24 protein-coding genes are annotated in these 20,856 nt (G+C 72.4%); 11 read left to right on the forward strand and 13 right to left on the reverse strand.

All coding sequences use genetic code 11. The features are described from left to right. Positions 1–50: 50 nt before the first annotated feature. Together OIM89_RS13930 and OIM89_RS13935 are read right to left on the reverse strand one after the other, a co-directional pair. Positions 51–1,049, reverse strand: coding sequence for an inorganic phosphate transporter (locus tag OIM89_RS13930; protein WP_030696176.1), 999 nt, complete (start codon positions 1,047–1,049; stop codon positions 51–53). 5 nt (positions 1,050–1,054) lie between these two features. Continuing rightward, a complete protein-coding gene (locus OIM89_RS13935) occupies positions 1,055–1,675 on the reverse strand; it encodes a DUF47 domain-containing protein (RefSeq protein WP_023418554.1) in 621 nt (206 codons plus the stop codon). A gap of 243 nt (positions 1,676–1,918) precedes the next feature. Between OIM89_RS13935 and OIM89_RS13940 the strand changes: the two genes are divergently transcribed. Further along, a complete protein-coding gene (locus OIM89_RS13940) occupies positions 1,919–2,386 on the forward strand; it encodes a metal-sensitive transcriptional regulator (RefSeq protein WP_047466078.1) in 468 nt (155 codons plus the stop codon). Between the two features lie 64 nt (positions 2,387–2,450). Here the strand turns inward: OIM89_RS13940 and OIM89_RS13945 are convergent, their stop codons facing one another. The 5 genes from OIM89_RS13945 to OIM89_RS13970 all read right to left on the reverse strand — a co-directional run bounded on the left by OIM89_RS13945 (position 2,451) and on the right by OIM89_RS13970 (position 6,805). After that, positions 2,451–2,639 (reverse strand): hypothetical protein, encoded by a 189-nt coding sequence (locus OIM89_RS13945; RefSeq protein WP_008408997.1) that lies wholly within the window; start codon positions 2,637–2,639, stop codon positions 2,451–2,453. 158 nt (positions 2,640–2,797) lie between these two features. Then, positions 2,798–3,562, reverse strand: a complete 765-nt coding sequence (locus tag OIM89_RS13950) for an SDR family NAD(P)-dependent oxidoreductase (protein WP_264491311.1) — start codon at positions 3,560–3,562, stop codon at positions 2,798–2,800. 80 nt (positions 3,563–3,642) lie between these two features. Further along, positions 3,643–4,227 carry a TetR/AcrR family transcriptional regulator gene (locus tag OIM89_RS13955; protein WP_195730669.1) on the reverse strand — a complete coding sequence of 195 codons (585 nt, stop codon included), beginning with the start codon at positions 4,225–4,227 and terminating at the stop codon, positions 3,643–3,645. A gap of 325 nt (positions 4,228–4,552) precedes the next feature. Beyond that, complete coding sequence (locus OIM89_RS13965; RefSeq protein WP_264491312.1) at positions 4,553–5,317, reverse strand: phosphatase PAP2 family protein; 765 nt, start codon at positions 5,315–5,317, stop codon at positions 4,553–4,555. A 297-nt stretch (positions 5,318–5,614) separates the two neighbouring features. Then, positions 5,615–6,805, reverse strand: coding sequence for an NlpC/P60 family protein (locus OIM89_RS13970; RefSeq protein ID WP_226964152.1), 1,191 nt, complete (start codon positions 6,803–6,805; stop codon positions 5,615–5,617). Between the two features lie 203 nt (positions 6,806–7,008). Here OIM89_RS13970 and OIM89_RS13975 point away from each other — a divergent pair, with 203 nt between their 5' ends. The 3 genes from OIM89_RS13975 to OIM89_RS13985 all read left to right on the forward strand — a co-directional run bounded on the left by OIM89_RS13975 (position 7,009) and on the right by OIM89_RS13985 (position 8,768). Further along, a complete protein-coding gene (locus OIM89_RS13975; RefSeq protein WP_047466092.1) occupies positions 7,009–7,515 on the forward strand; it encodes an FBP domain-containing protein in 507 nt (168 codons plus the stop codon). A 43-nt stretch (positions 7,516–7,558) separates the two neighbouring features. After that, positions 7,559–7,996, forward strand: a complete 438-nt coding sequence (locus OIM89_RS13980; protein WP_264491313.1) for a hypothetical protein — start codon at positions 7,559–7,561, stop codon at positions 7,994–7,996. A 154-nt stretch (positions 7,997–8,150) separates the two neighbouring features. Next, positions 8,151–8,768, forward strand: coding sequence for a DinB family protein (locus OIM89_RS13985; protein WP_195730671.1), 618 nt, complete (start codon positions 8,151–8,153; stop codon positions 8,766–8,768). A 24-nt stretch (positions 8,769–8,792) separates the two neighbouring features. Here OIM89_RS13985 and OIM89_RS13990 read toward each other — a convergent pair whose 3' ends face one another. Further along, positions 8,793–10,163 carry a S8 family serine peptidase gene (locus OIM89_RS13990; RefSeq protein ID WP_226964149.1) on the reverse strand — a complete coding sequence of 457 codons (1,371 nt, stop codon included), beginning with the start codon at positions 10,161–10,163 and terminating at the stop codon, positions 8,793–8,795. Positions 10,164–10,412: 249 nt separating this feature from the next. Here OIM89_RS13990 and OIM89_RS13995 point away from each other — a divergent pair, with 249 nt between their 5' ends. Further along, positions 10,413–10,634 (forward strand): hypothetical protein, encoded by a 222-nt coding sequence (locus OIM89_RS13995; protein WP_195730672.1) that lies wholly within the window; start codon positions 10,413–10,415, stop codon positions 10,632–10,634. A gap of 21 nt (positions 10,635–10,655) precedes the next feature. Here the strand turns inward: OIM89_RS13995 and OIM89_RS14000 are convergent, their stop codons facing one another. Beyond that, positions 10,656–11,975 (reverse strand): hypothetical protein, encoded by a 1,320-nt coding sequence (locus OIM89_RS14000; protein ID WP_264491314.1) that lies wholly within the window; start codon positions 11,973–11,975, stop codon positions 10,656–10,658. Positions 11,976–12,168: 193 nt separating this feature from the next. Then, positions 12,169–12,642, reverse strand: a complete 474-nt coding sequence (locus OIM89_RS14005; RefSeq protein WP_264491315.1) for a hypothetical protein — start codon at positions 12,640–12,642, stop codon at positions 12,169–12,171. A gap of 115 nt (positions 12,643–12,757) precedes the next feature. On the opposite strand from OIM89_RS14005, the gene OIM89_RS14010 reads away from it, so the two are divergent. From OIM89_RS14010 to OIM89_RS14020, 3 genes are read left to right on the forward strand one after another with little or no spacing between them, the layout of a single operon-like run. Next, positions 12,758–13,606: a helix-turn-helix domain-containing protein gene (locus OIM89_RS14010; protein WP_264491316.1), complete on the forward strand. Its 849-nt coding sequence runs from the start codon at positions 12,758–12,760 to the stop codon at positions 13,604–13,606. Next, entirely contained in the window at positions 13,603–13,848 is a 246-nt protein-coding gene (locus OIM89_RS14015) for a DUF397 domain-containing protein (protein ID WP_101276079.1), read from the forward strand. Before OIM89_RS14010 ends, OIM89_RS14015 begins: the two co-directional genes overlap by 4 nt. Next, positions 13,845–14,603 (forward strand): aminoglycoside adenylyltransferase family protein, encoded by a 759-nt coding sequence (locus OIM89_RS14020; protein WP_264491317.1) that lies wholly within the window; start codon positions 13,845–13,847, stop codon positions 14,601–14,603. Before OIM89_RS14015 ends, OIM89_RS14020 begins: the two co-directional genes overlap by 4 nt. A gap of 6 nt (positions 14,604–14,609) precedes the next feature. Here OIM89_RS14020 and OIM89_RS14025 read toward each other — a convergent pair whose 3' ends face one another. Further along, positions 14,610–15,167 carry a GNAT family N-acetyltransferase gene (locus OIM89_RS14025; protein WP_264491318.1) on the reverse strand — a complete coding sequence of 186 codons (558 nt, stop codon included), beginning with the start codon at positions 15,165–15,167 and terminating at the stop codon, positions 14,610–14,612. Positions 15,168–15,283: 116 nt separating this feature from the next. Between OIM89_RS14025 and OIM89_RS14030 the strand changes: the two genes are divergently transcribed. The 3 genes from OIM89_RS14030 (at position 15,284) to OIM89_RS14040 (ending at position 19,585) form a co-directional block, all read left to right on the forward strand. Next, entirely contained in the window at positions 15,284–15,841 is a 558-nt protein-coding gene (locus OIM89_RS14030; protein ID WP_264491319.1) for a hypothetical protein, read from the forward strand. Positions 15,842–16,064: 223 nt separating this feature from the next. Next, a complete protein-coding gene (locus OIM89_RS14035) occupies positions 16,065–18,164 on the forward strand; it encodes a SpoIIE family protein phosphatase (protein ID WP_047466123.1) in 2,100 nt (699 codons plus the stop codon). 440 nt (positions 18,165–18,604) lie between these two features. Further along, positions 18,605–19,585: an ArsR/SmtB family transcription factor gene (locus OIM89_RS14040; protein WP_151168721.1), complete on the forward strand. Its 981-nt coding sequence runs from the start codon at positions 18,605–18,607 to the stop codon at positions 19,583–19,585. Positions 19,586–19,656: 71 nt separating this feature from the next. On the opposite strand, the gene OIM89_RS14045 is transcribed toward OIM89_RS14040, so the two are convergent. Both OIM89_RS14045 and OIM89_RS14050 read right to left on the reverse strand, forming a co-directional pair. Then, complete coding sequence (locus OIM89_RS14045) at positions 19,657–20,619, reverse strand: TauD/TfdA family dioxygenase (RefSeq protein WP_030696152.1); 963 nt, start codon at positions 20,617–20,619, stop codon at positions 19,657–19,659. 17 nt (positions 20,620–20,636) lie between these two features. Next, a complete protein-coding gene (locus OIM89_RS14050; RefSeq protein WP_023418532.1) occupies positions 20,637–20,846 on the reverse strand; it encodes an MbtH family protein in 210 nt (69 codons plus the stop codon). Between the last annotated feature and the right edge of the window lie 10 nt (positions 20,847–20,856).

Genomic DNA, 20,856 nt, shown 5'->3' on the forward strand with positions numbered 1-20,856 from the left:
CGGCCTCGGGCGCCAGGGGGTGCCTTCACACCCCCTGGCCCGGCTCCTCGCTACAGGAAGGCGAAGTTCACCGCGTAGAAGCAGACCGCGGCGACCAGGGCGGCGGCCGGCATGGTGATGAACCAGCCGAGGATGATGTTCTTGGCGACGCCCCAGCGGACCGCGTTGACGCGCTTGGTGGCGCCGACGCCCATGATCGCGGAGGTGATCACGTGGGTGGTGGAGATCGGCGCGTGGAACATGAAGGCCGAGGCGAACATGATCGAGGCGCCGGTGGTCTCGGCGGCGAAGCCCTGCGGCGGGTCCAGCTCGATGATCTTCCGGCCCAGGGTCCGCATGATGCGCCAGCCGCCCGCGTAGGTGCCGAGCGAGAGCATCAGGGCGCAGGCGACCTTGACCCAGACCGGGATCTCGTCGCCGGCCTGCTGGACGTCGGCGATGACCAGGGCCATCACCACGATGCCCATCGTCTTCTGCGCGTCCTGGAGACCGTGGCCCAGCGCCATGCCGGCCGCCGAGACGGTCTGGGCGATGCGGAAGCCGCGCTTGGCCTTGTGCGGGTTGGCCCGGCGGAACATCCACATGATCAGGGTCATCACCAGGTAACCGGCGATGAGGCCGATCACCGGGGACAGGAACATCGGGATGACGATCTTGTCGAGCACCCCGGTCCAGATGACGCCGATGCCGCCGGCCAGGGCCGCGCCGACCATGCCGCCGAACAGGGCGTGCGAGGAGGACGAGGGGAGGCCGAAGTACCAGGTGATGAGGTTCCAGACGATGGCGCCGACCAGCGCGGCGAAGAGAATCCACATTCCCTTGTCGCCGTGGGGCGTCTCGATGAGCCCCTCACTGACGGTCTTCGCGACGCCCTGCCCGAGGAAGGCGCCGGCCAGGTTCATGACGGCGGCCATGGCGAGCGCCGCCCGGGGCGTGAGGGCCCGGGTGGAGACCGAGGTGGCGATGGCGTTCGCCGAGTCGTGGAAGCCGTTGGTGTAGGTGAAGCCGAGCGCGACGGCGATCGTCACGACCAGCGCGAAGGTGTCCACGAGCGTCAGGACTCCTTGACCGCGATGGTCTCCACCGTGTTGGCGACGTGCTCGAAGGCGTCGGCCGCCTCTTCCAGCACATCGACGATCTGCTTGAGCTTCAGCACCTCCATGGCGTCGTACTTGCCGTTGAAGAGGTGGGCGAGCAGCTTGCGGTGGATCTGGTCCGCCTGGTTCTCCAGCCGGTTGACCTCGATCCAGTACTCCGTGAGGTTCTGCATGGTGCGGAGGTTCGGCATCGCCTCGGCGGTCAGCTCTGCGGCGCGCGAGAGCACCTCGATCTGCATGTCGACGCCCTTGGGCAGCTCGTCGATCTGGTACAGCACGACCAGGTCGACGGCCTCCTCCATGAAGTCCATGATGTCGTCGAGCGACGACGCCAGGGAGTAGATGTCCTCCCGGTCGAACGGGGTGATGAAGGAGGAGTTCAGCTGGTGGAAGATCGCGTGGGTCGCGTCGTCCCCGGCGTGCTCCGCCGCCCGCATCCGCTCCGCGATCTCGGCCCGAGCGGAGGGGTCCGCCCCGAGCAGTTCCATCAGGAGCTTCGAGCCCGTGACAATGTTGTCCGCAGAGGCGGCGAACATGTCGTAGAAGCTCGTCTCCCTGGGGGTCAGACGAAAGCGCACGTGGGGTCCTCGGGGTGCTCTGGATTCGGTCAGGGTGATGCTAGGCGCATCATCCGGCCACGGCTAACCGGCCAGCCCTCAGTATGGCGAAGTTCGGTACCATATACCCACTAGGGGTATATGAGGAGGGTGGTACTGGCTGGTTTTGGCTGGTACCGGACATCGTCCGACACCAAGCCGACGATACGACTTCTCGCTTGAGTACCCCGCCCCGACCCCCGACACCCCCTCCAGGAGGACGCGATGACGACCACCGAGGCCGGAGCCCCGAACCCCGCCGCACCCTCCGCCGACCAGCGGGGAACCACACCGGGCGACACCCCGGACACGCAGGCGCACCAGGGGGCGGACGTGACCAACGAGACAGCGGGGACGGGCGAGGCGGCCGAGGCGACAGGGGCCGAGATCGTCACCGACCACGACCGGGGCATCCACGGCTACCACCACAACAAGGCCGAACACCTCAAACGCCTGCGCCGCATCGAGGGGCAGATCCGCGGCCTCCAGCGCCTGGTGGAGGAGGACGTCTACTGCATCGACATACTCACCCAGGTCTCGGCCAGCACCAAGGGCCTCCAGTCCTTCGCCCTCCAGCTTCTGGAGGAGCACCTGCGCCACTGCGTCGCCGACGCCGCCCTCAAGGGAGGCGACGAGATCGACGCCAAGGTCGAAGAGGCCACCAAGGCCATCGCCCGCATGCTCCGCACCTGACGCTCCAGGCGGGCGCGGGATACCCCCGAGGGGTCTCGGGGAGGGGTCTCGGGGGCGGGGCCGGCTACTCCTCGCCCCAGCACCCCGCACCGACCGGCACCCGGGTCTCCCGCACCCGCAGCACCTCGTCGATCACGGCGAAACTCAGCCGCTCCCCGGCAGCGGTCGACGCGACGATCATCAACTCCCCGCACAGCTCTATCTCCGCGAGCGCCACGGCGTCCTGCACGCCCCCACCGCGCATCCCGCCCATCCGCCCTCGCCCCTTCCCACGCCGCCGACCGATCCCCCAGCGTAGGCAGGGGCCCTCGGTCGGCACATGACACAGAGGGGCCATTTCCCTCATGCCCCGTTGGGGCCAAGGGGCGGGCCGTACGGCTCTGACCACACCGCCGGCCCGCACCCGCCGGCTCAGGCGGCGGCGCCCCCGTCCACCACGAGGTCCGCCCCGACCACCGAGGCGGCCTCCGGTGAGGCCAGGTACAGCACCGCCGCCGCGATCTCGGCGGTGGTGGAGACGCGCCCCAAGGGGGAGTCCTGCTTCATGCGGGTGGCGCGGGCGGTGCCGTTCTCGCCGGGGAGCAGGGACATGGAGGTGGCGGACGGCCCCGGGCTCACCGCGTTGATGCGGACCCCGTCGGCGATGTGGTCCAGGGCGGCGGCGCGGGTCAGGGCGGAGACGGCCGCCTTGGTGGCGATGTATCCGGCGATCCCGGGGACGCGGCGGTGGGCGCCGAGGTTGGAGGCGAGGTTGACGATGGCGCCGCCGGTGGTCTGCTCGCGCATCCGGGCGATCTCGGTCTGGAGGCTGAACAGCACGCCGGTGAGGTTGATGTCGACCAGGCCGCGCCAGTCCTCCTCGGGGAGGTCGGCCACCGGGCCGCCGCCCCGGAAGACACCGGCGTTGTTGACGGCCACGTCGAGGCTGCCGAAGCGGGCGACGGTGTGGTCGACCAGCGCCCGGACCTCCTCGGAGCGGGACACGTCTGCGGTGAACGCGGCCGCCGTACCGCCCTCCTTCCCGATCAGGGCGACCGTCTCGTCGAGCGGTGCGGCGGTGCGCCCGGCGGCGACGACCGAGGCTCCCTCGGCGGCGAAGGCGAGCGCGACGGCCCGGCCGATGCCGGAGCCCGCGCCGGTGACGAGGACGGTCCTGCCCGTGAAGCGTGTGGTCATGATGATGACTCCCCCTAGTTTTTGACCGAGCGTTCCATTTCATGGTCAGAAGCAAGCCCCCTGCTCGACAGGGGGCACCTTCAGTCCAGCAGCCGCAGCGCCTGCTCGGCGGCGTCCCGTACCCGGCCCGGCTCGTCCGACGCCTTGCCGACCACCCGCAGCCCCTGCATCAGCACCAGCAGCATCCGGGCAAGGGCCCGCGGATCGCGGCCGGCGGGCAGTTCCCCCTGGGCGTGGGCCCGGACCAGGGCCGAGTGCAGCAGGGTCTCGATGTGGGACCAGCTCGCCTCGACCCGGCGGGCGGCGGCGGGGTCCCGCGCGGCCAGTTCGGCGGCGGTGTTGGTGACGAAGCACCCGTCGGCGCGGTGCTCGCCGGAGCTCGCCTCGGCCGCGAACCGCCGCACCACCGCGCGCACGGCCGGCAGCGCGGGGCCCGGCTGGGACAGCTCTCCCAGCAGTCCAGGGTCCCGGTTCTCGTTGTACCGGTCCAGCGCCTTCAGATACAGCTCGTGCTTGTTGCCGAAGGTGGCGTAGATGCTGGCGCGCCCGATGCCGAGGTGGCTGACGAGGTCGGCCATCGAGGTCGCCTCGTAGCCCTGGCGCCAGAACAGCTCAAGGGCTGACTGGAGGGCGGCGTCCGGGTCGAATTCCTTGGATCTGGCCACGCCCGGACCCTAGGAGATTCAAGAACGATCGGTCAAGTAACGGCTGGGGCGCATCCCGCCCGAAGGAACAGCACACCGGCACTTGAGGCCGGGAGGCGGACGAGTACCGTGGAAGTCGTGGCAGAGCCGACAGCACCCCCCGCGCCCCATCTCACCACCACCGTGGAGAAGGGGCGCTTCTGTACCGCGCACTGCACCTGCGGGTGGCGGGGACCGGCGCGCAGAGCCCGGTCGAAGGCGCGGTCGGACGCCGAGGGGCACGGGGCGTACGAGGACGGGCTGAGCCCCGTCGCGGCAGCCTGAGCCTTCCGGCCGGGCAGCCCGTTCAGGCGGCCAGGTCGCGGTCCCGGCGGCGGCTGACGCCGACGGCGCCCGACTCCTGGCGTACCCCGTCCTCCTGCCGCTCCCGGCCCTGCTCCCGCTCCCGCTCCTCCTCCACCGGGACGGCCTCGTCCCGGGTGCCCCTCGGGGACCAGACCAGGCGGCCCACCGTCGCCGAGCGGGCGATGAGCTTGGTGAGCGGGGCGAGGAGGGCCGAGGCGAGGGGGGAGAGGAGGAGGGTGACGGCGGTGCCGAGGGCGAGGCCGCCGATGACGTCGGTGGGGTAGTGGACGCCGAGGTAGACGCGGCTGAAGCCGAGCAGGGCGGCGAGGGCGATACCGGCCAGGCCCGCCCGGCGGTGGGCGATGAAGAGGCCGACCGCGAGGGCCATCGCGAGGGTGGCGTGATCACTGACGAAGGAGAAGTCGGCGCGGCCGGCGACGAGTTCCTCGATGCCGCGGTGCTGTTCGGCCGGTCTCGGGCGGGCGACGAAACCGCGGATCGGGATGTTGACCAGCAGGGCGATGCCCGCCGCCAGAGGCGCCCAGACCACGGCGGCGACCGCGCCCGCGGCCTCCTCGCGGCAGGCGGTGCGCCGCACCCGCCACCAGGTCCACACGGTCAGCAGGACCAGGGCGAGGATCAGCCCGTACTCCCCGGCGAAGGTGACGACGCGGTCGACCCAGTCGGGGGCGGTGGCGGCGAGGCCGTTGATGTCGTAGAGCAGACCCACGTCGGGGTTCGACCCGGTGGTCTCCAGTCCAGCCATCGCGGTGCGGCCCCTTGTCTGCTCGCCTGCCGGCACACCTTCGCGCGTGCCTCTTCTGCCTTCGCAACCCCCGTGGTCCGAAGCGACGGTTCCGCCACCACCGTGGTGACGGTCCGTCCGGTGCGTGCTGCTGCGTGGTCAGTGCGGCGTGCTGCCCCCGACCAGGAAACGCCTGTGGGCCCGCGCGCCGTTCCACCCTCCACGGAACGATCACCCTCCTGTTATCGAAGAGAGATCCATCCTCGCAGCTCAGAGCCGGAATCTGACACAGAGTTCAAGCCACCTTACCGTGCGCGTTCAGGACGTAGGGGCCCTTGACACCGACGGCCCCCCGGCCTCGTCCGAACGGCCCTCGGGCGTCTCGCTCTCCTCGCGCCGGGCCTCGTCACCCGGTTCCGTATCCGCCGCGCCCTCCGGGCTCTCCTCCTGCTCCTCCGCCTGCTCCCCGGCCTGCTCCTCGGCCTGCTCCTCGGCCTTCTGCTCCTCGGCGGGCGCCGTCGGCAGCGCCTCGGCCCCCGCCGCCGTGACACGGGTGGCGCCGAAGTAGTCCGGGGTGTCCATCTTGGAGAAGCGGACGACGGCGCCCGGGCGCGGGGCGTCGATCATGTAGCCGCCGCCCACGTAGATCCCGACGTGGCGGATGGCGCGCGAGTTGGTGAGGTCGTCGGAGAAGAAGACCAGGTCGCCCGGGAGCAGTTCGTCCCGCGAGGGGTGCGGCCCGGCGTTGTACTGGTCGTTGGCGACGCGCGGCAGCTCGATCCCCGCCGTCCGGTACGCCGCCTGCGTCAGCCCCGAGCAGTCGAACCGCCCGCCCTGCTCGGCGGTACCCGTCCCGCCCCACAGGTACGGCGTCCCCAGCTTCTGCTGCGCGTACTGGATGGCCTGCGCCGCCTGCTTGGAGGGCTCGACCCGGGTCACCGGCCGGGCGAAGCTCTTGGAGAGGTCGGTGATGGTCTTCACGTAGTTCTGCGTCTCGCTGTACGGCGGCACGCCCCCGTACTTGATGACGGCGTACGGCCCGGCGTTGTACGCGGCGAGCATGTTGTGCGTCGGGTCGCCCGGGGCGTCCTTGACGTACTTGGCCAGCTCGCAGTCGTAGTAGGCGGCCGAGGGGATCGCGTCCTGCGGGTCCCACACGTCCCGGACGCCGTCCTTGTTGCCGTCTATGCCGTGGGTGGCCCAGGTCCCGGGGATGAACTGGGCGATCCCCTGGGCGGCGGCGGGGCTCTGCGCCTTCGGGTTGAAGCCGCTCTCCTGGTAGAGCTGGGCGGCGAGCAGGGCCGGGTTGATGGCCGGGCAGAGGTTGCCCCACTTCTGCACGAGGCTCTGGTACTGCGCCGGTACGGCGCCCTTGGCGAGCCCCACCGCACCCCCCGCCGCGCCGCCCGCCAGCGACCCGGCGGCCGCCAGCGTGCCGACGAAGAGCAGCCCGACGAACCCGAGGGACGCCGTGACCCCGATCCCGCCCACCACCAGAACCTTTTTCACGCCCCCAGGGTCCCCCATCGCGACCGGAAGCGAACAGATTTCCCCCGGACATGACGCAGACCACGCCTGTGCGGCCGGTATATGACGCTCCGTCGGCGCTCCGGCCCCTCCCGCCCCGCCCACGGCCCCCGGCACGGCACGGCACGGCACGGCACGAAAAACTCCGTGCACCGCCCACCGACTCCGCCCTAGGGTCGTCCCCCGTGGACCCACTGACCGAAAAACAGATCCGTACCTCGTTCGTCAACAGCACGAAGGGCGAGGCCGCCCGCCTGCGCCTCCCGCTCGACTTCGCCGAGCTGCCCTGGCCGGATCTCGACTTCCTCGGCTGGGTCGACCCGGGCGCGCCGCTCCGCGCCCACCTCGTCGTCCCGCGCGCGGACGAGGGCCCGCTCGGCGTCTCCCTGCGCGTCCCGGCCGTCGGCCGCACCAGCGCCATGAAGTCGAGCCTCTGCCAGATCTGCCTGACCGGCCACGCCTCCTCCGGCGTCACCCTCTTCACCGCCCCGCTCGCCGGCCCACGCGGCCGCCAGGGCAACACCGTCGGCATCTACCTCTGCTCCGACCTGGCCTGCCCCCTCTACGTACGCGGCAAGCGGCAGCCCAAGCTGCGCTCGGGGCGGCAGGAGGAGTCGCTGACGGTCGAGGAGCGGGTGGCCCGCATGATGACCAACCTGGACGCCTTCGCGGCGAAGGTGGTCGGGGGGTAGTCAGGGTCGTCGGCGAGTCGTCAGAGCGGGTCAGGCTCCTCACGTGGCCGTCGAAGCCGGGGAATGCGGCCCCGGCGGCCGCCACCACCTCGGCGGGTCCGCGTCGCCGCCCAGGAGCGAACCGTTCCGCCACCGCCTCCCGCACGGCATCCGGCCGGGCCCCTCCCTCCGCCCCGTGACCGGCCGCGGCCTCGACCCCGTACCCGTCGTCGTAGTCGAACCGCCCGCCAGCGCGGCGGGAAACTCCCGCGACTCCTCGTACAAGGCAACAGCAGAGCGTCGGGAACCCTTCTGGGTCGTGCGCGTCGACGGACTTCCGGAGGGAGAGCAGAACGTCACCCAGGGCCGCACCTGGGCCGAGGCGCACGAGAATGCGCGCGATCTGGTCAGTCTCGTCCTCGGCATCGACGACGACCCGGCCGCCTACACCGTCGAGCTCCTCCCGGCCGAAGCGAGCGGCGAGCACACCCCCACTCGCTGACACGCAGGGGTGTCGTGTTCCCGGCTGATCAGCGCGCCCCGGCCCGCGTTTCGGGTCGGCAGTTCGTCCAGATCCGGGGTGAAGGTGCGACCGTCGGCCAGATCGACGGCGATCTCGCCGGTGCCGTGTCAGTGGCAGGAGCCACACTCCCCCCATGACCCAACCCAACCCCGACCCCACCTACAAAGCCGACCTAGTCCGCTACCTCCAAGAGTCCAGGGAAGCCCTGCTCTGGAAACTCGACGGCCTGTCGGAGTACGACGCCAGGCGGCCCCTCACCCCCACCGGGACCAACCTCCTCGGCCTGGTGAAACACCTCTCCGGTGTCGAACTCGGCTACTTCGGGGACACCTTCGGGCGTCCGTACTTCACGGAGGAGCAGCCCCCGCCCTCGTGGTGGTGGACCGAGACCGACGACCCCCACGCCGACATGTACGCCACCCCGGACGAGTCCCGCGAGGAGATCACCGGCCTGTACCGACGGGCCTGGGAGCACGCGCAGGCCACGTTCGACGCGCTCCCCCTGGACGCGGTGGGCCGCGTTCCGTGGTGGCCGGAGGAGCGGAGCGCGGTCACGCTGCACCACATCATGGTGCGGGTCAACGCCGACACCCAGCGTCACGCGGGCCACGCCGACATCCTCCGCGAACTCCTCGACGGAGCAGCCGGGTGGATCCGGGGCAAGGACGCGCTGGCGACCGACGACGCGGAGAGCTGGGCGCGGCACCGGGAGCGGGTGGAGCGGGCGGCCGGGGAGGCGGAGGCCCGCTGAGCCCAGCGCCCCCGGGCGCCCCGCTCACCGCTCCGTCAGCGCAGGAACCAGCAGTGACGCGTCCAGCGTCCCCAGCCCGCTGGCCAGGTCGTAGCCCCGGGTGGCGCGGTGGCCGTCGTCGCCGTTGGTGCCGTGGGTGATGTCGAGGAGGCCCGCCTTGCGGCCGGCGTCGACGTCGCGGCCGAGTTCGTAGAGGTGGTGGTGGAGGCGGCCGACGCGGTCGCCGGCCTCCTGGTCGGCATCGGCGACGAGGCCGGCGAAGAGGGGGGCGGCCAGGCTGGTTCCGGCCATCGGGACCCAGCTGGGGGTCTTCCCGCCCTCGGTGAAGTGGATCATGGTCGAGCCGTCGCCGGAGGCGGTCAGGGAGAGGTCGGGGACGCCGCGCTTGTCGCCGACGGCCGGCTCGACCCGGTTCTGGTAGGAAGGGCGGGCGAAGACCTCGGAGACGCCGCCGCCGGAGGCGCCCGCGCGGTCCTCCCAGACCACGTCCGGGTCGGTCCGCCGCCCCTCGTCGTCGAGGCCGAGCCGCAGCCCGCCGACCGCGAACACGCTCGGGTCGGAGGCAGGCCAGGAGACACCCCGTACGGGCTTGCCGTCCTCCTCGGTCGGGGCGGCGCCGCCGTCCCCGGCGGGCGCGACCACGGTGATGCCCTTGCGGGCCGCGTCGAGGAAGACCGGCGCCATCTCCTTGAACTCGGTGCGCAGTTCCCGCCCGAGCTCCCCCTTCTCGGGGACGGCGAAACTGACCGACAGCACGTCGGCCGAGTCGTCCTCGATGACCTGGCGCGCCACGTCGGCGAGGCGCCGCGCCCCGTCCGCCGTCAGCCCCTCGTCGGCCTCGCCCGGTGCCGCGTCGACCTGGTGCAGCACCACCTTGGCCTCGGGCGCCATGGCGTGGACCGCCTGTACGGCGAGGGTGGTGTCCTTGGCCTGCGAGACCATGACGTCGCTGTCCCAGTCGAAGGGCGCGGCCTCGCCCGAGGCGGGCCCGTGCCGCACCACCTCGATCTGCGGCGCCGCCAGCCGCAGCTTCTCGCTGAACGCCCGTAGGTCGGTCTCCAGCACCGGCGACCCCACCGGCATGACCACCGCGACCGTCTGCCCCTTGCCGGTCGCCTTCAGCTCCTTCACGCCGTAGACGGTCCGCAGCTGGTCGAAGGTGTAGCAGGAGGTCCGCTGCTCCTTGCGGCACTCCTCCTGCGCCTGCCGTACGGAGGGATCGGGCTCGTCGGCGGCGGGCGTCACCGGCGCCTGCGACCCGGGTACCTTCTCCCCCGCCCCCGCTGCCCGCGACCGCTCGGGCCCGCCCTCGCCCCCGGCCCCCTGGCACCCCGCCACCAGCACCACGCCCGCCACCACGGCAACCCCGGCCCGCGCCCTCGCTCCCCTGCCCATACTCCGGCCCTCCACGACGACGGCACCCCGACTCGCCCCGGCCGACCCGAGGCCATCCCACCCTCCGCCGGGCCAGAGGGGGCGGCGAGCTTGAGGGGGCCGGGCGGGTGACGGGGTGCCTTGTGCCAGGGCCTACCGGCCCTCCGGCCCGTCCGCCCGGCCTCCCGCTGCCGCGCAGGGCCGTGTCGGGCGGCCGGGCCGCTCATCCCCCGGAGCGTTGAGAACCCGTACAGCACGGAGGAGAGATCTGTGAGCGTTCCGGCGGAGCTGAAGTACACCGAAGAGCACATGTGGGTGGGGGTGCCGGAGGGCGGCAGGGCCCGGGCCGGGCTCGCCCACTTCGCCCAGTCGCTGCTGGGAGACATCGTCTACGTCGAACATCCGCAGGTCGGCCAGGTCATCGAGGTGGGGCCGGCGATGAACCACCTCCTCGACGCGGCCAAGTACGAGGGCCTGGTCACCGAGGGCTGAGCCACCCCGCCCCCTGCCTGTTCACCAGGCGGGGGTCACGCCCGGCCCCGGCAACGGCACCCCCCTGAGCTGCGACCCTCTCGCGGGCCCGTTGACGTGGAACGCGGCCCGTACGGCGGCGGCGCCCCTGGCGGCGGTCTCCGGGGTCACGGAGTAGTCGGTCGGGTCCGGGGGCAGGTCGCCGTAGCGGGCCCGTTCGCGGACGCAGGCGTTGCACAGGCCCGGCTGGAACATGTTGGCGTTGCAGTTGACGCACCGGGGCCGGGAGGCCGGGCGGGGTTTCGGGGCGCGTGGGGCGGGCTTCTTACGGCGTAGCCGGTCGGCGACCAGGGCGGCCGCCGCGTGGACCCGGGGTGGCAGGCCGCTGGTCAGCGCGTGGAACACGGACGCCTCGTCGGCACCGACCGCGAACCACTCGTCCAGCAGCGGCGCCAGCTGCCGTGCCTCGTCCGCCCCGAGGGTCAGCCGCCGGTCCCGCTGCCCGAGCCGCGACAGCACCTCGGCGCTCCCGGTGAGAGGTTCCTCGCGGCGAGGCCGCTGGGGCGCGTCTGCGGGGTCGGGAGGCGGAACCTCACCCTCGGCCGCCTCGGAGGTCTCCCAGACGATGGGAGGGGCGCCTGAGGGCTCTGGCGGGGGCGGGGAGGTCACAGGGCCCGTGGCGGTTGGCGTGGGCGGAGTCTGGGTTGCCGTTTCGGCGGGTTCGGCGGGACGGTCGTCCAGCGGTGCGCGCGGTCCGGGGAGGGTGACCGCCGACTCGGCCCGCGCGGCCGCCAGTCGTCCTGCGGGAACCAGCTCCTCCGCCGCCTCGCGCCTCGCCCGGCGGCGCTTCGGGCGGCGTTCGCCGCAGCCCGCGTCCGGCGCCTGAGGGCCGTCCGCTCCGGGGGAGGGGACTCCCAGGGTGGGGGGTCTTGTACTCCCCGTCTTGCCCGTAAGGGTAGGGCCGGGGGCGCCGACGGCCGGTCCACCGGAGGCCGGGTTTCCGGACACCGCGACGCAGACCTCGCCCAGGCTCGCCACACCCGGCTCGGCGGACGCGTCGGGCTCGTCGACGTACGGGACGTCGAAGACCTCGTAGTCGGTGGTGAAGCGGCCCGTGGGGCCTTGACGCCTGACCCGGCGGAGGTACCGGAACTCCTCCAGCTGCCGCAGGGCGGCGGCCACACGGTCGCGCCCTTCGGCCCTGAGTCCGGCGAGCTGGCGTACCGAGGTCCTGCTGCCGTCAGGGAGCCCGAGGAGGTACGAGAGGATGCCCATCGCCGCCCACGAAAGGTGCTTGTCGCGCGTCGTGGCGTTGGGGAGACTGGTGAAAGAGCGCTTGGGCGCGCTACGGTAAATGCGCATTCGGGAAGGTCTTTGCTTCCTGGTGTCGCGACGGCAGGGAGCGGCAACTCCCGTGTACGTCTGCCCCCGTGTGCTCAGCACCGGGGGCTTTTCCTATGAGCGGGCATATGCGCCGTTCAGCGGCGACTCTATGTGCGGCCAAAAGGGCGAAGGCAAGCCCGAACAGGCATTTTGGGCCCGCACAGAGTGATATTCACTCTCCCGAGTGAATAGGGGGCGCCGGAGGGTTCTCCTCCAGTTCCCCGAGCACCCCCAAGTCGCCGGCCGCCCACGCCAGCAGGGTGCTCCGCAGCAGCAGCGGATGCACCAACTGCCCCGTCGCCCCCGGCTGGTGCCGCCACCGCAGCGGCCACGTCCACCCGCTCAGCGCCGGTACGGGGATGAACGCGATCCGCCCCGCCTCCCCCGTCAGCCGCGTCACCCCGTCCGGCCAACTCCGGTGCCCCGTCGACCCGACCGGCACCAGGAAGTACACCGCCCGCCTGCGCCTGACCTCCTCCACCACGGGCCCCGGCTCGCCCAAGGTCATCTGCGCCATCGCCTCAGCGATCAGCCGCCCGGCACACCCGTCCACCCGCACAGCGTCGAACCGCACGCCCGCCTTGCGCAGTTGGACCCCGCAGGAGGGCACCCAGTCCAGTTCCGTCGCGTGACTTTCCGTATTCATAGGACCAGTGAAGTACCCCGGCAGTACCGTTTCCATGACTCTCTGTCGATGATTGCCAACAGTGGGAAGTCGGCGGGTACGCGACGAGACCATTTGAGTTCGTTTGGGGTCAGGGGTGACCGAATTGGGGCGCGAAGAGAGCACGAAGAAGGACGACCGTCCCGCGAGCGGCCTCGTGGCCGAGATCGTTCGCATCCTGCGGAAGAGAAAGGGCTACACGCAGGACCAACTGGGCGATCTGATCGGCTGGACCGGGTCCGCGATCAGCGCCGTCGAGACCCGGGCCCAACCGGTCAGCGGCGAAATGCTGGTGGCACTGGAACCCGCCATCGGCGAGGGCCTGGGGGTGTTCACGGTCGCACGCCCGTACATCCTCAGGGAGCGGTTCCCGAAGCGGTTCCGGGACTTCTCGATACTGGAAGCGGAGGCGCTCAGCATCTCGACGTACGAGAACTTCGTGGTCGACGGCCTGTTTCAGACAGAGGAGTACGCACGTGCACTGATCGGGGGAAGCTATCCGCCGGCCGCTGAGTCAAAGCGTGAAGAATTGGTCGAAGCTCGCAGAAGCCGCCGCGCGATCTTCGACCGAGAGGACCCGCCCTACCTTGAGCTCGTCTTGGAGGAGTCCGTGCTGCGCAGGCCCTTCGGCTCCTACGAGATCCTGCGGGGGCAACTGCTTGCCCTGGTAGAGGACGCCGAGCGTCCGAACGTGAGCGTCCAAGTCCTGCCTATAGAACGAGGGTTGAACGGCCGTCACGCTGGTGACCGAGGCTCGATGAAGCTCGTAGAGACCAAGGAGCATGAGCATGTCGTGTACATGGAAATTGAGGACCAAGGACTGCTGATCAGCCAGCCTGCGGAGGTGTCTCAACTCACCCATCGCTATGCGAAGATCCGGGCACAGGCACTGAGTCCTGACGACTCCGTGGCCTTCATCAAGCGGTTGGCAGGAGAGACGGAATGAGCAAGACCCTCAACTGGTTCAAGTCGAGCTACAGCGACGGGGGCGGGGGCAATTGCGTCGAAGCGGCCTTCACCTGGCACAAGTCCACCTACAGCGACGGCGGCGGCGGAGCCTGCGTAGAGGTCTCCCCCTGCACCTGCCCCACCCCCACCACCGTCCACATTCGTGACTCCAAGAACCCCACCGGACCCGCCCTCGCCCTCAGCAGCACCGCGTGGGCCGCTTTCCTCGCCTCTGCATGACGGATCAGCTTGAGGAAGTCGGCGCTCTGGTACGCGAGTTGGTGCCCGCGCCCGACCTCGTCGCCGTCTACCTGTACGGCTCGGCCACGACCACCGGGCTGCGGCCGTACAGCGATCTCGACGTGTTCGTGGTCCTGCGGCGCGGGCTCTGGGACGAGGAGCGGCGGGGGCTGACCGCTCGGCTGCTCGGGATCTCCGGGGCGCCGGGGCGGCCCGTGGAGCTGACCGTGGTGGTGCTCGGGGACGTGGTGCCGTGGCGGTATCCGGCCCGGCAGGAGTACCAGTACGGGGAGTGGCTGCGGGAGGCGTACGAGCGCGGGGAGGTTCCGGGGGCGCGGGTCGAGCCGGATCTCGCGGTGTTGTTGCGGATGGTGGTGGCGGACGGGCGGGTGTTGGTGGGGGCGCCGGCGGGTGAGGTGTTGCCCGGGGTGCCCGCCGAGGATGTGGCGCGGGCGGTGGCCGCCGGGGTGCCCGGGCTGCTCGGGGAGCTGGCCGAGGACACCCGGAACGTGTTGCTCACGCTCGCCCGGGGCTGGGTCACGCTCGCCACCGGGGAGGTCGTGTCGAAGGACGCGGCGGCCCGGTGGGCGCTCGACCGCCTGCCCGAGGAGCACCGGCCCGCGCTGGCGCACGCGCGGGAGGTGTACCTCGGGGAGGCGGAGGAGAACTGGGGCCGGGTCGGGCCCGGGCGGGTGGCGGACTGTGCCGCGTGTCTGGCGGGGAGAGTGCGGGAGTTGGCGCCGGACTCCGGGTGAGGTGGGTCAGGAGGACGCGGGCTTGTGCCACTCCTCCGACAGGACCGCCCACAGCTCCATGTCGAGGCGTCGGCCCCGGTGGACGTAGGCCGAGCGCTGGACGCCCTCGCGGGTCATGCCGAGGCGGCGGGCGACGGCGATGCTCGGCTCGTTGTCCGTGGCCACGTGCCATTCGACGCGGCGCATCCCGCGCACCGTGAACGCCCAGTCGATGACCGTCCGGCAGGCCCGCGTCACGAGGCCCCGCCCGACCGCCGCCGGTTCCAGCCAGCAGCCCGCCTCGGCGACGCCCTGCACGGGGTCGAAGGTGCGGAAGAGGACGCCGCCGACCAGCGTCCCGTCCAGCCAGATCCCGTACAGCCTGCCGCTGTCGGCCGCCTGCCTCTCCGCGTACGTCCGGAGGAAGGCGCGGCTTTCGGTGAGGTCCCGGACGACGTCCGGCAGGCCGTTCTGCTCGCCCACGGTCTCCCGCGCGCGGTCCATGTGGGCCAGGAACGCGTCGGCCTGCCAGGTCTCCAGCGGGCGGAGTTCGGCGCCTTCGGGGCCGAGGGGGAGCGTGAACATGGGGGCCTTCCGGTCGGCGGGCGCGCGACGTGCGCGCGGTGCGCGGGGATGCTTTCACGCGGGGTGGGCGCGACGCAGCCGCATTGCCGCTCCGGCCTGGTGCGATGCTGACGCGCATGAGACGGAGCTTCCTGATACACGCGGGGTTCGGCCTGGTGCCGGGGGGTGCGCTGATCCTGCTCGCCGCGCTGACCTGGATACCCGGTGTCGTGCCGCCGCAGTGGAACCCCGGGATTCCACTGGCCGCCCTCCTGCTGGCGCTGCCCGTCTTCGTGACGGCGATGGCCCGGCTCCTGCTGGCCCGGGTCAGCAAGGCCACGCTGTGGGACGCCTTCCGGTGTCTGCCCGGAAGGGCGCAGCTGGGGCTCGGCGGGGGGCTGGTGGCGGCGGTCGCCACGCTCGCCTCGACTTTCGCCGGACCGTACGCGCACTTCCATGCGCCCGAGGAACGCGGTGCGGGGCGGTATCTCGCCTGGGACGGAGCGGTGCGCGAGACGGTGGGGGTCTCCCGCGAGGTCTACCTCGCCGTCGTGGGGGCGGAGCTGCGCATGGCGCTGGGGATGGGAGCGACGCTCTTCGTCGTGGCGGGGGTGGCGGTGCTGCTGGCCGGGGAGATACGGCGGTGGGACCAGGCCCGGGACCGGGGGCCGGATCGGGTGCCCCGGTCGGGGTGAGGGGCGGGTTCCGGGCTGCCGCCGCCCGGGGTCAGGGCGGTTCCGCCCTGCCGTGCCCGCACCGTCTCCGGGCGGGCGGCCAGGACAGGCACACCCGCCCGTTTCCGCGCAGAATGGGAGGGTCGGCCACCCTGGCGGGTCGTGTGTGCGGCGAGGCCGGGGGCCCTCGGCCGCGTACCGAGTGCCGTCGCGGCCAGTCCGGGGCCGGGGCAGGAGGAGGCTCATGCAGCGCAGCGCCGCCGCATCCGGCGAACCTGATCCGCAGACCGAGGCGCCGTCCGACCCCTTGTCCACCGCCCGGGTGGCGCTGGCCGTCAACAACATGGGCAGCTTCACCTGGAGCCTGGCCGACGGCAAGCTCCGGTACGACCGGGGCGGCGAGGCGGTCATGGGGTTCCGGCCCGGGGAGTTCGACGGGCGGCTGGAGATGCTCGGCGAGCGGATGCTGCCGGTGGAGCTGCCGGCCGTCCAGGAGCAGGTGGAACGGGCGCTGCGGGAGCGGTCCAGCTTCAGCCTGTACTTCCGGGTGCGGCACCCGAACGGGGCACTGCGCTGGACCCACACCCAGGGCAACGTGATCACCGACCGGCGGGGCAATCCGGTGCGGGTCATCGGGATCATCCGGGACGCCAGCCAGGAGCTGCGCGCCGTCGACCAGACCGAGGAACTGCGGCGCGCCCGCAGCGAGCGGCGGCGCCAGGCCGACATCGTCGGGTACGTCAGCGACACCCTGGTGCCCACCCTCACCCTGGACGACCTCGCCGAGGCGCTCACCTCCGACCAGCTGCTGGAGCAGATCGGCGCCTCCAGCATCATCCTCGGCATGGTCGACGCCGGGCACATCCGGCTGATCGGCGCCAACGGCATCTCCGCCACCCTGCTGCGCGACTTCCACCTCTCCCGCCTGGAACAGCCGCTGCCGCTCACCGAGGCGGCCCGCACCCGCGAGGCCGTCTTCCTCCTGGGCCGCCAGGACTTCATCGAGCGGTACCCGTCGCTCGAACCGTACGTACGGGAGCTGCCGCAGGCCGCCGCGGCCGTCTACCTCCCGCTGATCGCGCAGGGCGACGCCATCGGCGCCGTCGGCCTCACCTACGAGGGGCGCGCCCACTTCCCGCAGGACGAACAGACCGTGCTGCGCGCCCTCGGCAAGGTCATCGCCCAGGCCCTGCAACGCGCCCTCCTCTACGACCAGGAGCACGAACTCGCCGCCGGCCTCCAGACGGCCATGCTCCCCGGCCACCTCCCGGACGCGCCCGGCGTGGAACTGGCCGCCCGCTACCGGCCGACCCGGGCGCGGGGCGGCATCGGCGGCGACTGGTACGACGCGCTGCTCCTCTCCGACGGGCGGGTGGGAGCGGTCATCGGCGACGTGCAGGGCCACGACGTGACGGCCGCCGCCATCATGGGCCAGCTCCGCATCGCCCTGCGGGCGTACGCGGCCGAGGGGCACCCGCCGACGACCGTGATGGCGCGCGGCTCGGTCTTCCTCACCGAACTCGACACCGGGCGCTTCGCCACCTGCCTGCTCGCCGTCCTCGACCCGCGCACCGGCCTGACCACGATCGTGCGGGCCGGCCACCCGGACCCCGTGCTGCGGCTCGCCGACGGCACCACCGCCTCCCTCGACACCCCCGGCGGCCTCCCCCTCGGCCTGACCTCACCGGAGGCCCAGCCCGTCTACCCGGCGTACGAGACCGTCCTCGAACCCGGCTCGAGCCTGCTGCTCTGCACCGACGGGCTCTTCGAGTCGCGCACCCAGGACATCGACACGGGGCGCGCCCGGCTCCTGGAGGCGCTGGAGGAGGGGCCCGGGGAGCCGAAGCGGCTGGCGGACCACCTGCTGGGCACGATGGCGCCGTACACGGGCGAGGAGGACGACGTGGCACTGCTGGTGCTGCGGCGTCTGGCGGGGCCTTCGACCCCGGCGCAGCTGATGGAGGCGGTGATCGCACCGGGCGACCCGGAGGCGCTGCGGGCGGCCCGGCAGGATCTGCGGGTCGCGCTGGAGGGCTGGCAGCTGGACTCCCTCGCCGACACCGCCGTGCTGCTCACCTGCGAACTCGTCACCAACGCCCTGCTGCACTCCGGCGGCGAGACCCTTCTGACCGCCCGCCCGGTACGGCGCGAGGGCGGCGGCCGGGCCCTGCGGCTCTCCGTCACCGACACCTCTCCCGCCTCCCCGCGCCGCCGGGCCGCCACGGACCAGGCGACCTCGGGGCGGGGCATGCTCCTGGTCGAGGAACTGACCAGCGACTGGGGCGTGGAGCCGCGCGGCAACGGCAAGACGGTGTGGTGCGAGATCCCGCTGGCGGTGCCTTGACGACGCGGGTAGATCGGTCGCTGACTTATTCTTCGGCACCCCCTCCGACGCCCGGCGAGCAGGCAGTGTAGGTCTGTGGCGGCCATACCCGCGTTCGCCGGTGCGACGACCATTCCGCGGGGCCGGGTCGCTTTCACGGCAAGGGGGATCAGAGACATGGCCAGCAGGATCAGAGTGCCCGCACGCGTCGCCTCCACACGCCCCGCCCGGGCGCGCGGCCGAGCCGGCCGGTGCGCCGGCCCCGTGGGCCCACGCCGGCAGCACTGAGCCGGCCCCGCGCGCCTCCTCCCCGCCCTCACGGCCGCCCTCCGGCGTGCCGACTTCACGGATTCCGCTGCCGGCACGGCCCGGAATCCGGTGCCCCGGTGGCCCCGTCACGGCTCGCCATGCCGTGGACCGAGGCTGCCGCCGCTCCGTTCCAGCCGGAAAAGGATTCAGACATGGTCATGCCCGAAACCGGACGCCGCGCCACTTCCCAGCACCTCCACTTCACCTTCGACGACCTCCTCAAGGTGCGCATCGGCGACGAGGTCCTCCCGCACGTCGAGACGTACTTCGCGCTGCGTTCCCTCTCCGCCCCGCCGAACGCCGCGCTGTCCGACTGGCGGGCCCTGGTCCGACCCGGCCTCGGCCCTCTGCTCGGGCTGCTGAAACAGCTGGGGCAGTGGCTCCCGTCACCGTCCGCCCTGATGGGCCTCACGCTCGGCGGCGCCCACGAGACCCGGGCCGCCCAGCTGCGGACCGGCGCCCCGGGCGAGCAGCTGCGCGAGGCCCTGAACGTCTTCTGGCAGGTCGGCCTGGAGCCGTACTGGCGGCAGATCACGGCCCATGTCCGGCGGTGCCAGCAGGAGTTACGCGAAAGGCTGGCCCACGGCGGGGTCGAGGACCTGCTCTCCCACCTGCCGGGCGGGAGCAGCTGGCAGCAGCCGGTGCTGAGGCTGCCCGACGAGCGGGGCGGAGAGGTGCGTCTCTCCGGCCACGGCCTGCGCCTGGCCTCCTCGCTCTTCCACCAGCAGCGGGGACGCCGGGTCCTGGAGCTGGGCCACGGCAGGGGGCAGGCGACGCTCTACCTGCCGGCCCCGCTCTCGGAGGAGGACGCCCCGACCCTGTGGGGTGCCGCGGCGGGCGGGGAGCGCTCCCTCGCCGCCCTCATCGGCGCGGGCCGGGCGCGGGTGCTCCAGGCCCTCACGGAGCCCCGGACGACGGGGGAGCTGGCCCAGCTGGCCGGGATCTCCGGGCCGGGGGCCAGCCAGCACACGGCGGTACTGCGGAAGGCGGGGCTGATCACCACGCGCCGCGAGCGGAACATGGCCTGGCACGAACTGACCCCGCTGGGGCGGGCCATGCTGACCAACCTGGAGGGCGGCGCGGCGGACCGCCGGCCGGCGACGGTGTCACTGCTCCCCGTGCCCGCCTGCTGAGTCCCGGCGGCAGCGCACGCCGTGGTGCCCGGGGGACGTGGCGGCCCCCGGGCACCTCGCGGCAGGGCGGATCAGGCGGGGACGAGCCGGGAGCGGACGCGGCCCTGGGCGTAGAGGCGGCGGACGTCGCGGAGCAGGTTGACCCGCTTGAGCCAGCGGTCCTCGCCGTCGTACCGGGGGGTGAACGGGTCCCGGCCGTGCACCACCTTGTAGTTGTCGATGAAGACCAGGTCGCCCGGGTGGAGGACGACCCGTCCCGCCGAGGAGCGCAGCAGCGCGTCGGTGGCGCGTACCGCCTCGGCCGCCGCCGGGTCGGCACCCGCCATGAAGTCCACGTCGAAGCGGAGGTACGGGGCGTGGGCCGGGCCGAACAGCACCCGCTCCTCGGGGTAGGCCGCGGGGCCGCCCTCGCGGCCAGGCACCGGGCCGCTGTGCGAGTCGTCCGGGAAGAACCGGAACCTGGGCTCCGCGAGTGTCCCGCGGACCTCGGCCGGAAGGCCGACGTCCTCGACGCTGGCGACCGTGGTCCCCACGCCGTCCGGGTTGCGCAGGCACAGCAGTGCCACGTAGTCGGCCCGGCAGGGGTGGAAGACGTCCTCCGTGTGCAGGGAGAGCGTCTTCTCACTGCTGGCGCTGGTCAGTGAGGACTCCATGCCCGGGGCCGGGCAGATGTCGTGGATGATGCGCCCCTCCTGCTGGCTCTCCCAGCCGAAGGCGTCGCCCATGGCCGAGCCGCACAACAGCAGCGCGGCCTCCTCCCGGCGCCCCGCGGCCGACTTGGCCGCGGCCTCCCAGCCGGTGGGGGTGGCGACCAGCGCGGGGTCGAGAGGGATGCCGGAGACCACCGTGATGTCGGACTCCGCGGTCCGGGCCTCGGCCAGGAACTCCCTCAGCCGCAGCGGCAGTCCGGGGGCCGCCGCGGTGGCGGCCTCGGCGGCGCCCAGCGGGTCCCAGTCGTGTCCCGCGTCGAGGAACCGGCCGACCAGGGTGTTCAGCTCGCCCTGTTCGGCCTCGGTCAGTCGCAGCCTGCGCATTCTTCTCCCCCTGCGGGCTAGGAGCCACTGCCGGCGCTCAGCGAGGCCGGCCGCATGTCGGTCCAGTGGGTGTCGACGTACTCGGCGCAGGCCTCCCGCCCGGCCGGTCCGTGGACGGTGGACCAGCCGTCCGGGATGTCGATGAAGTCCGGCCAGAGCGAGTGCTGGCCCTCGTCATTGACCAGGACCCTGAAGGTTCCGTCCGGGTCGTCGAAGGGGTTGGCCATGGTCGTTCCT

This window comes from Streptomyces sp. BI87, assembly GCF_025957665.1.
Taxonomy (GTDB): domain Bacteria; phylum Actinomycetota; class Actinomycetes; order Streptomycetales; family Streptomycetaceae; genus Streptomyces; species Streptomyces albidoflavus.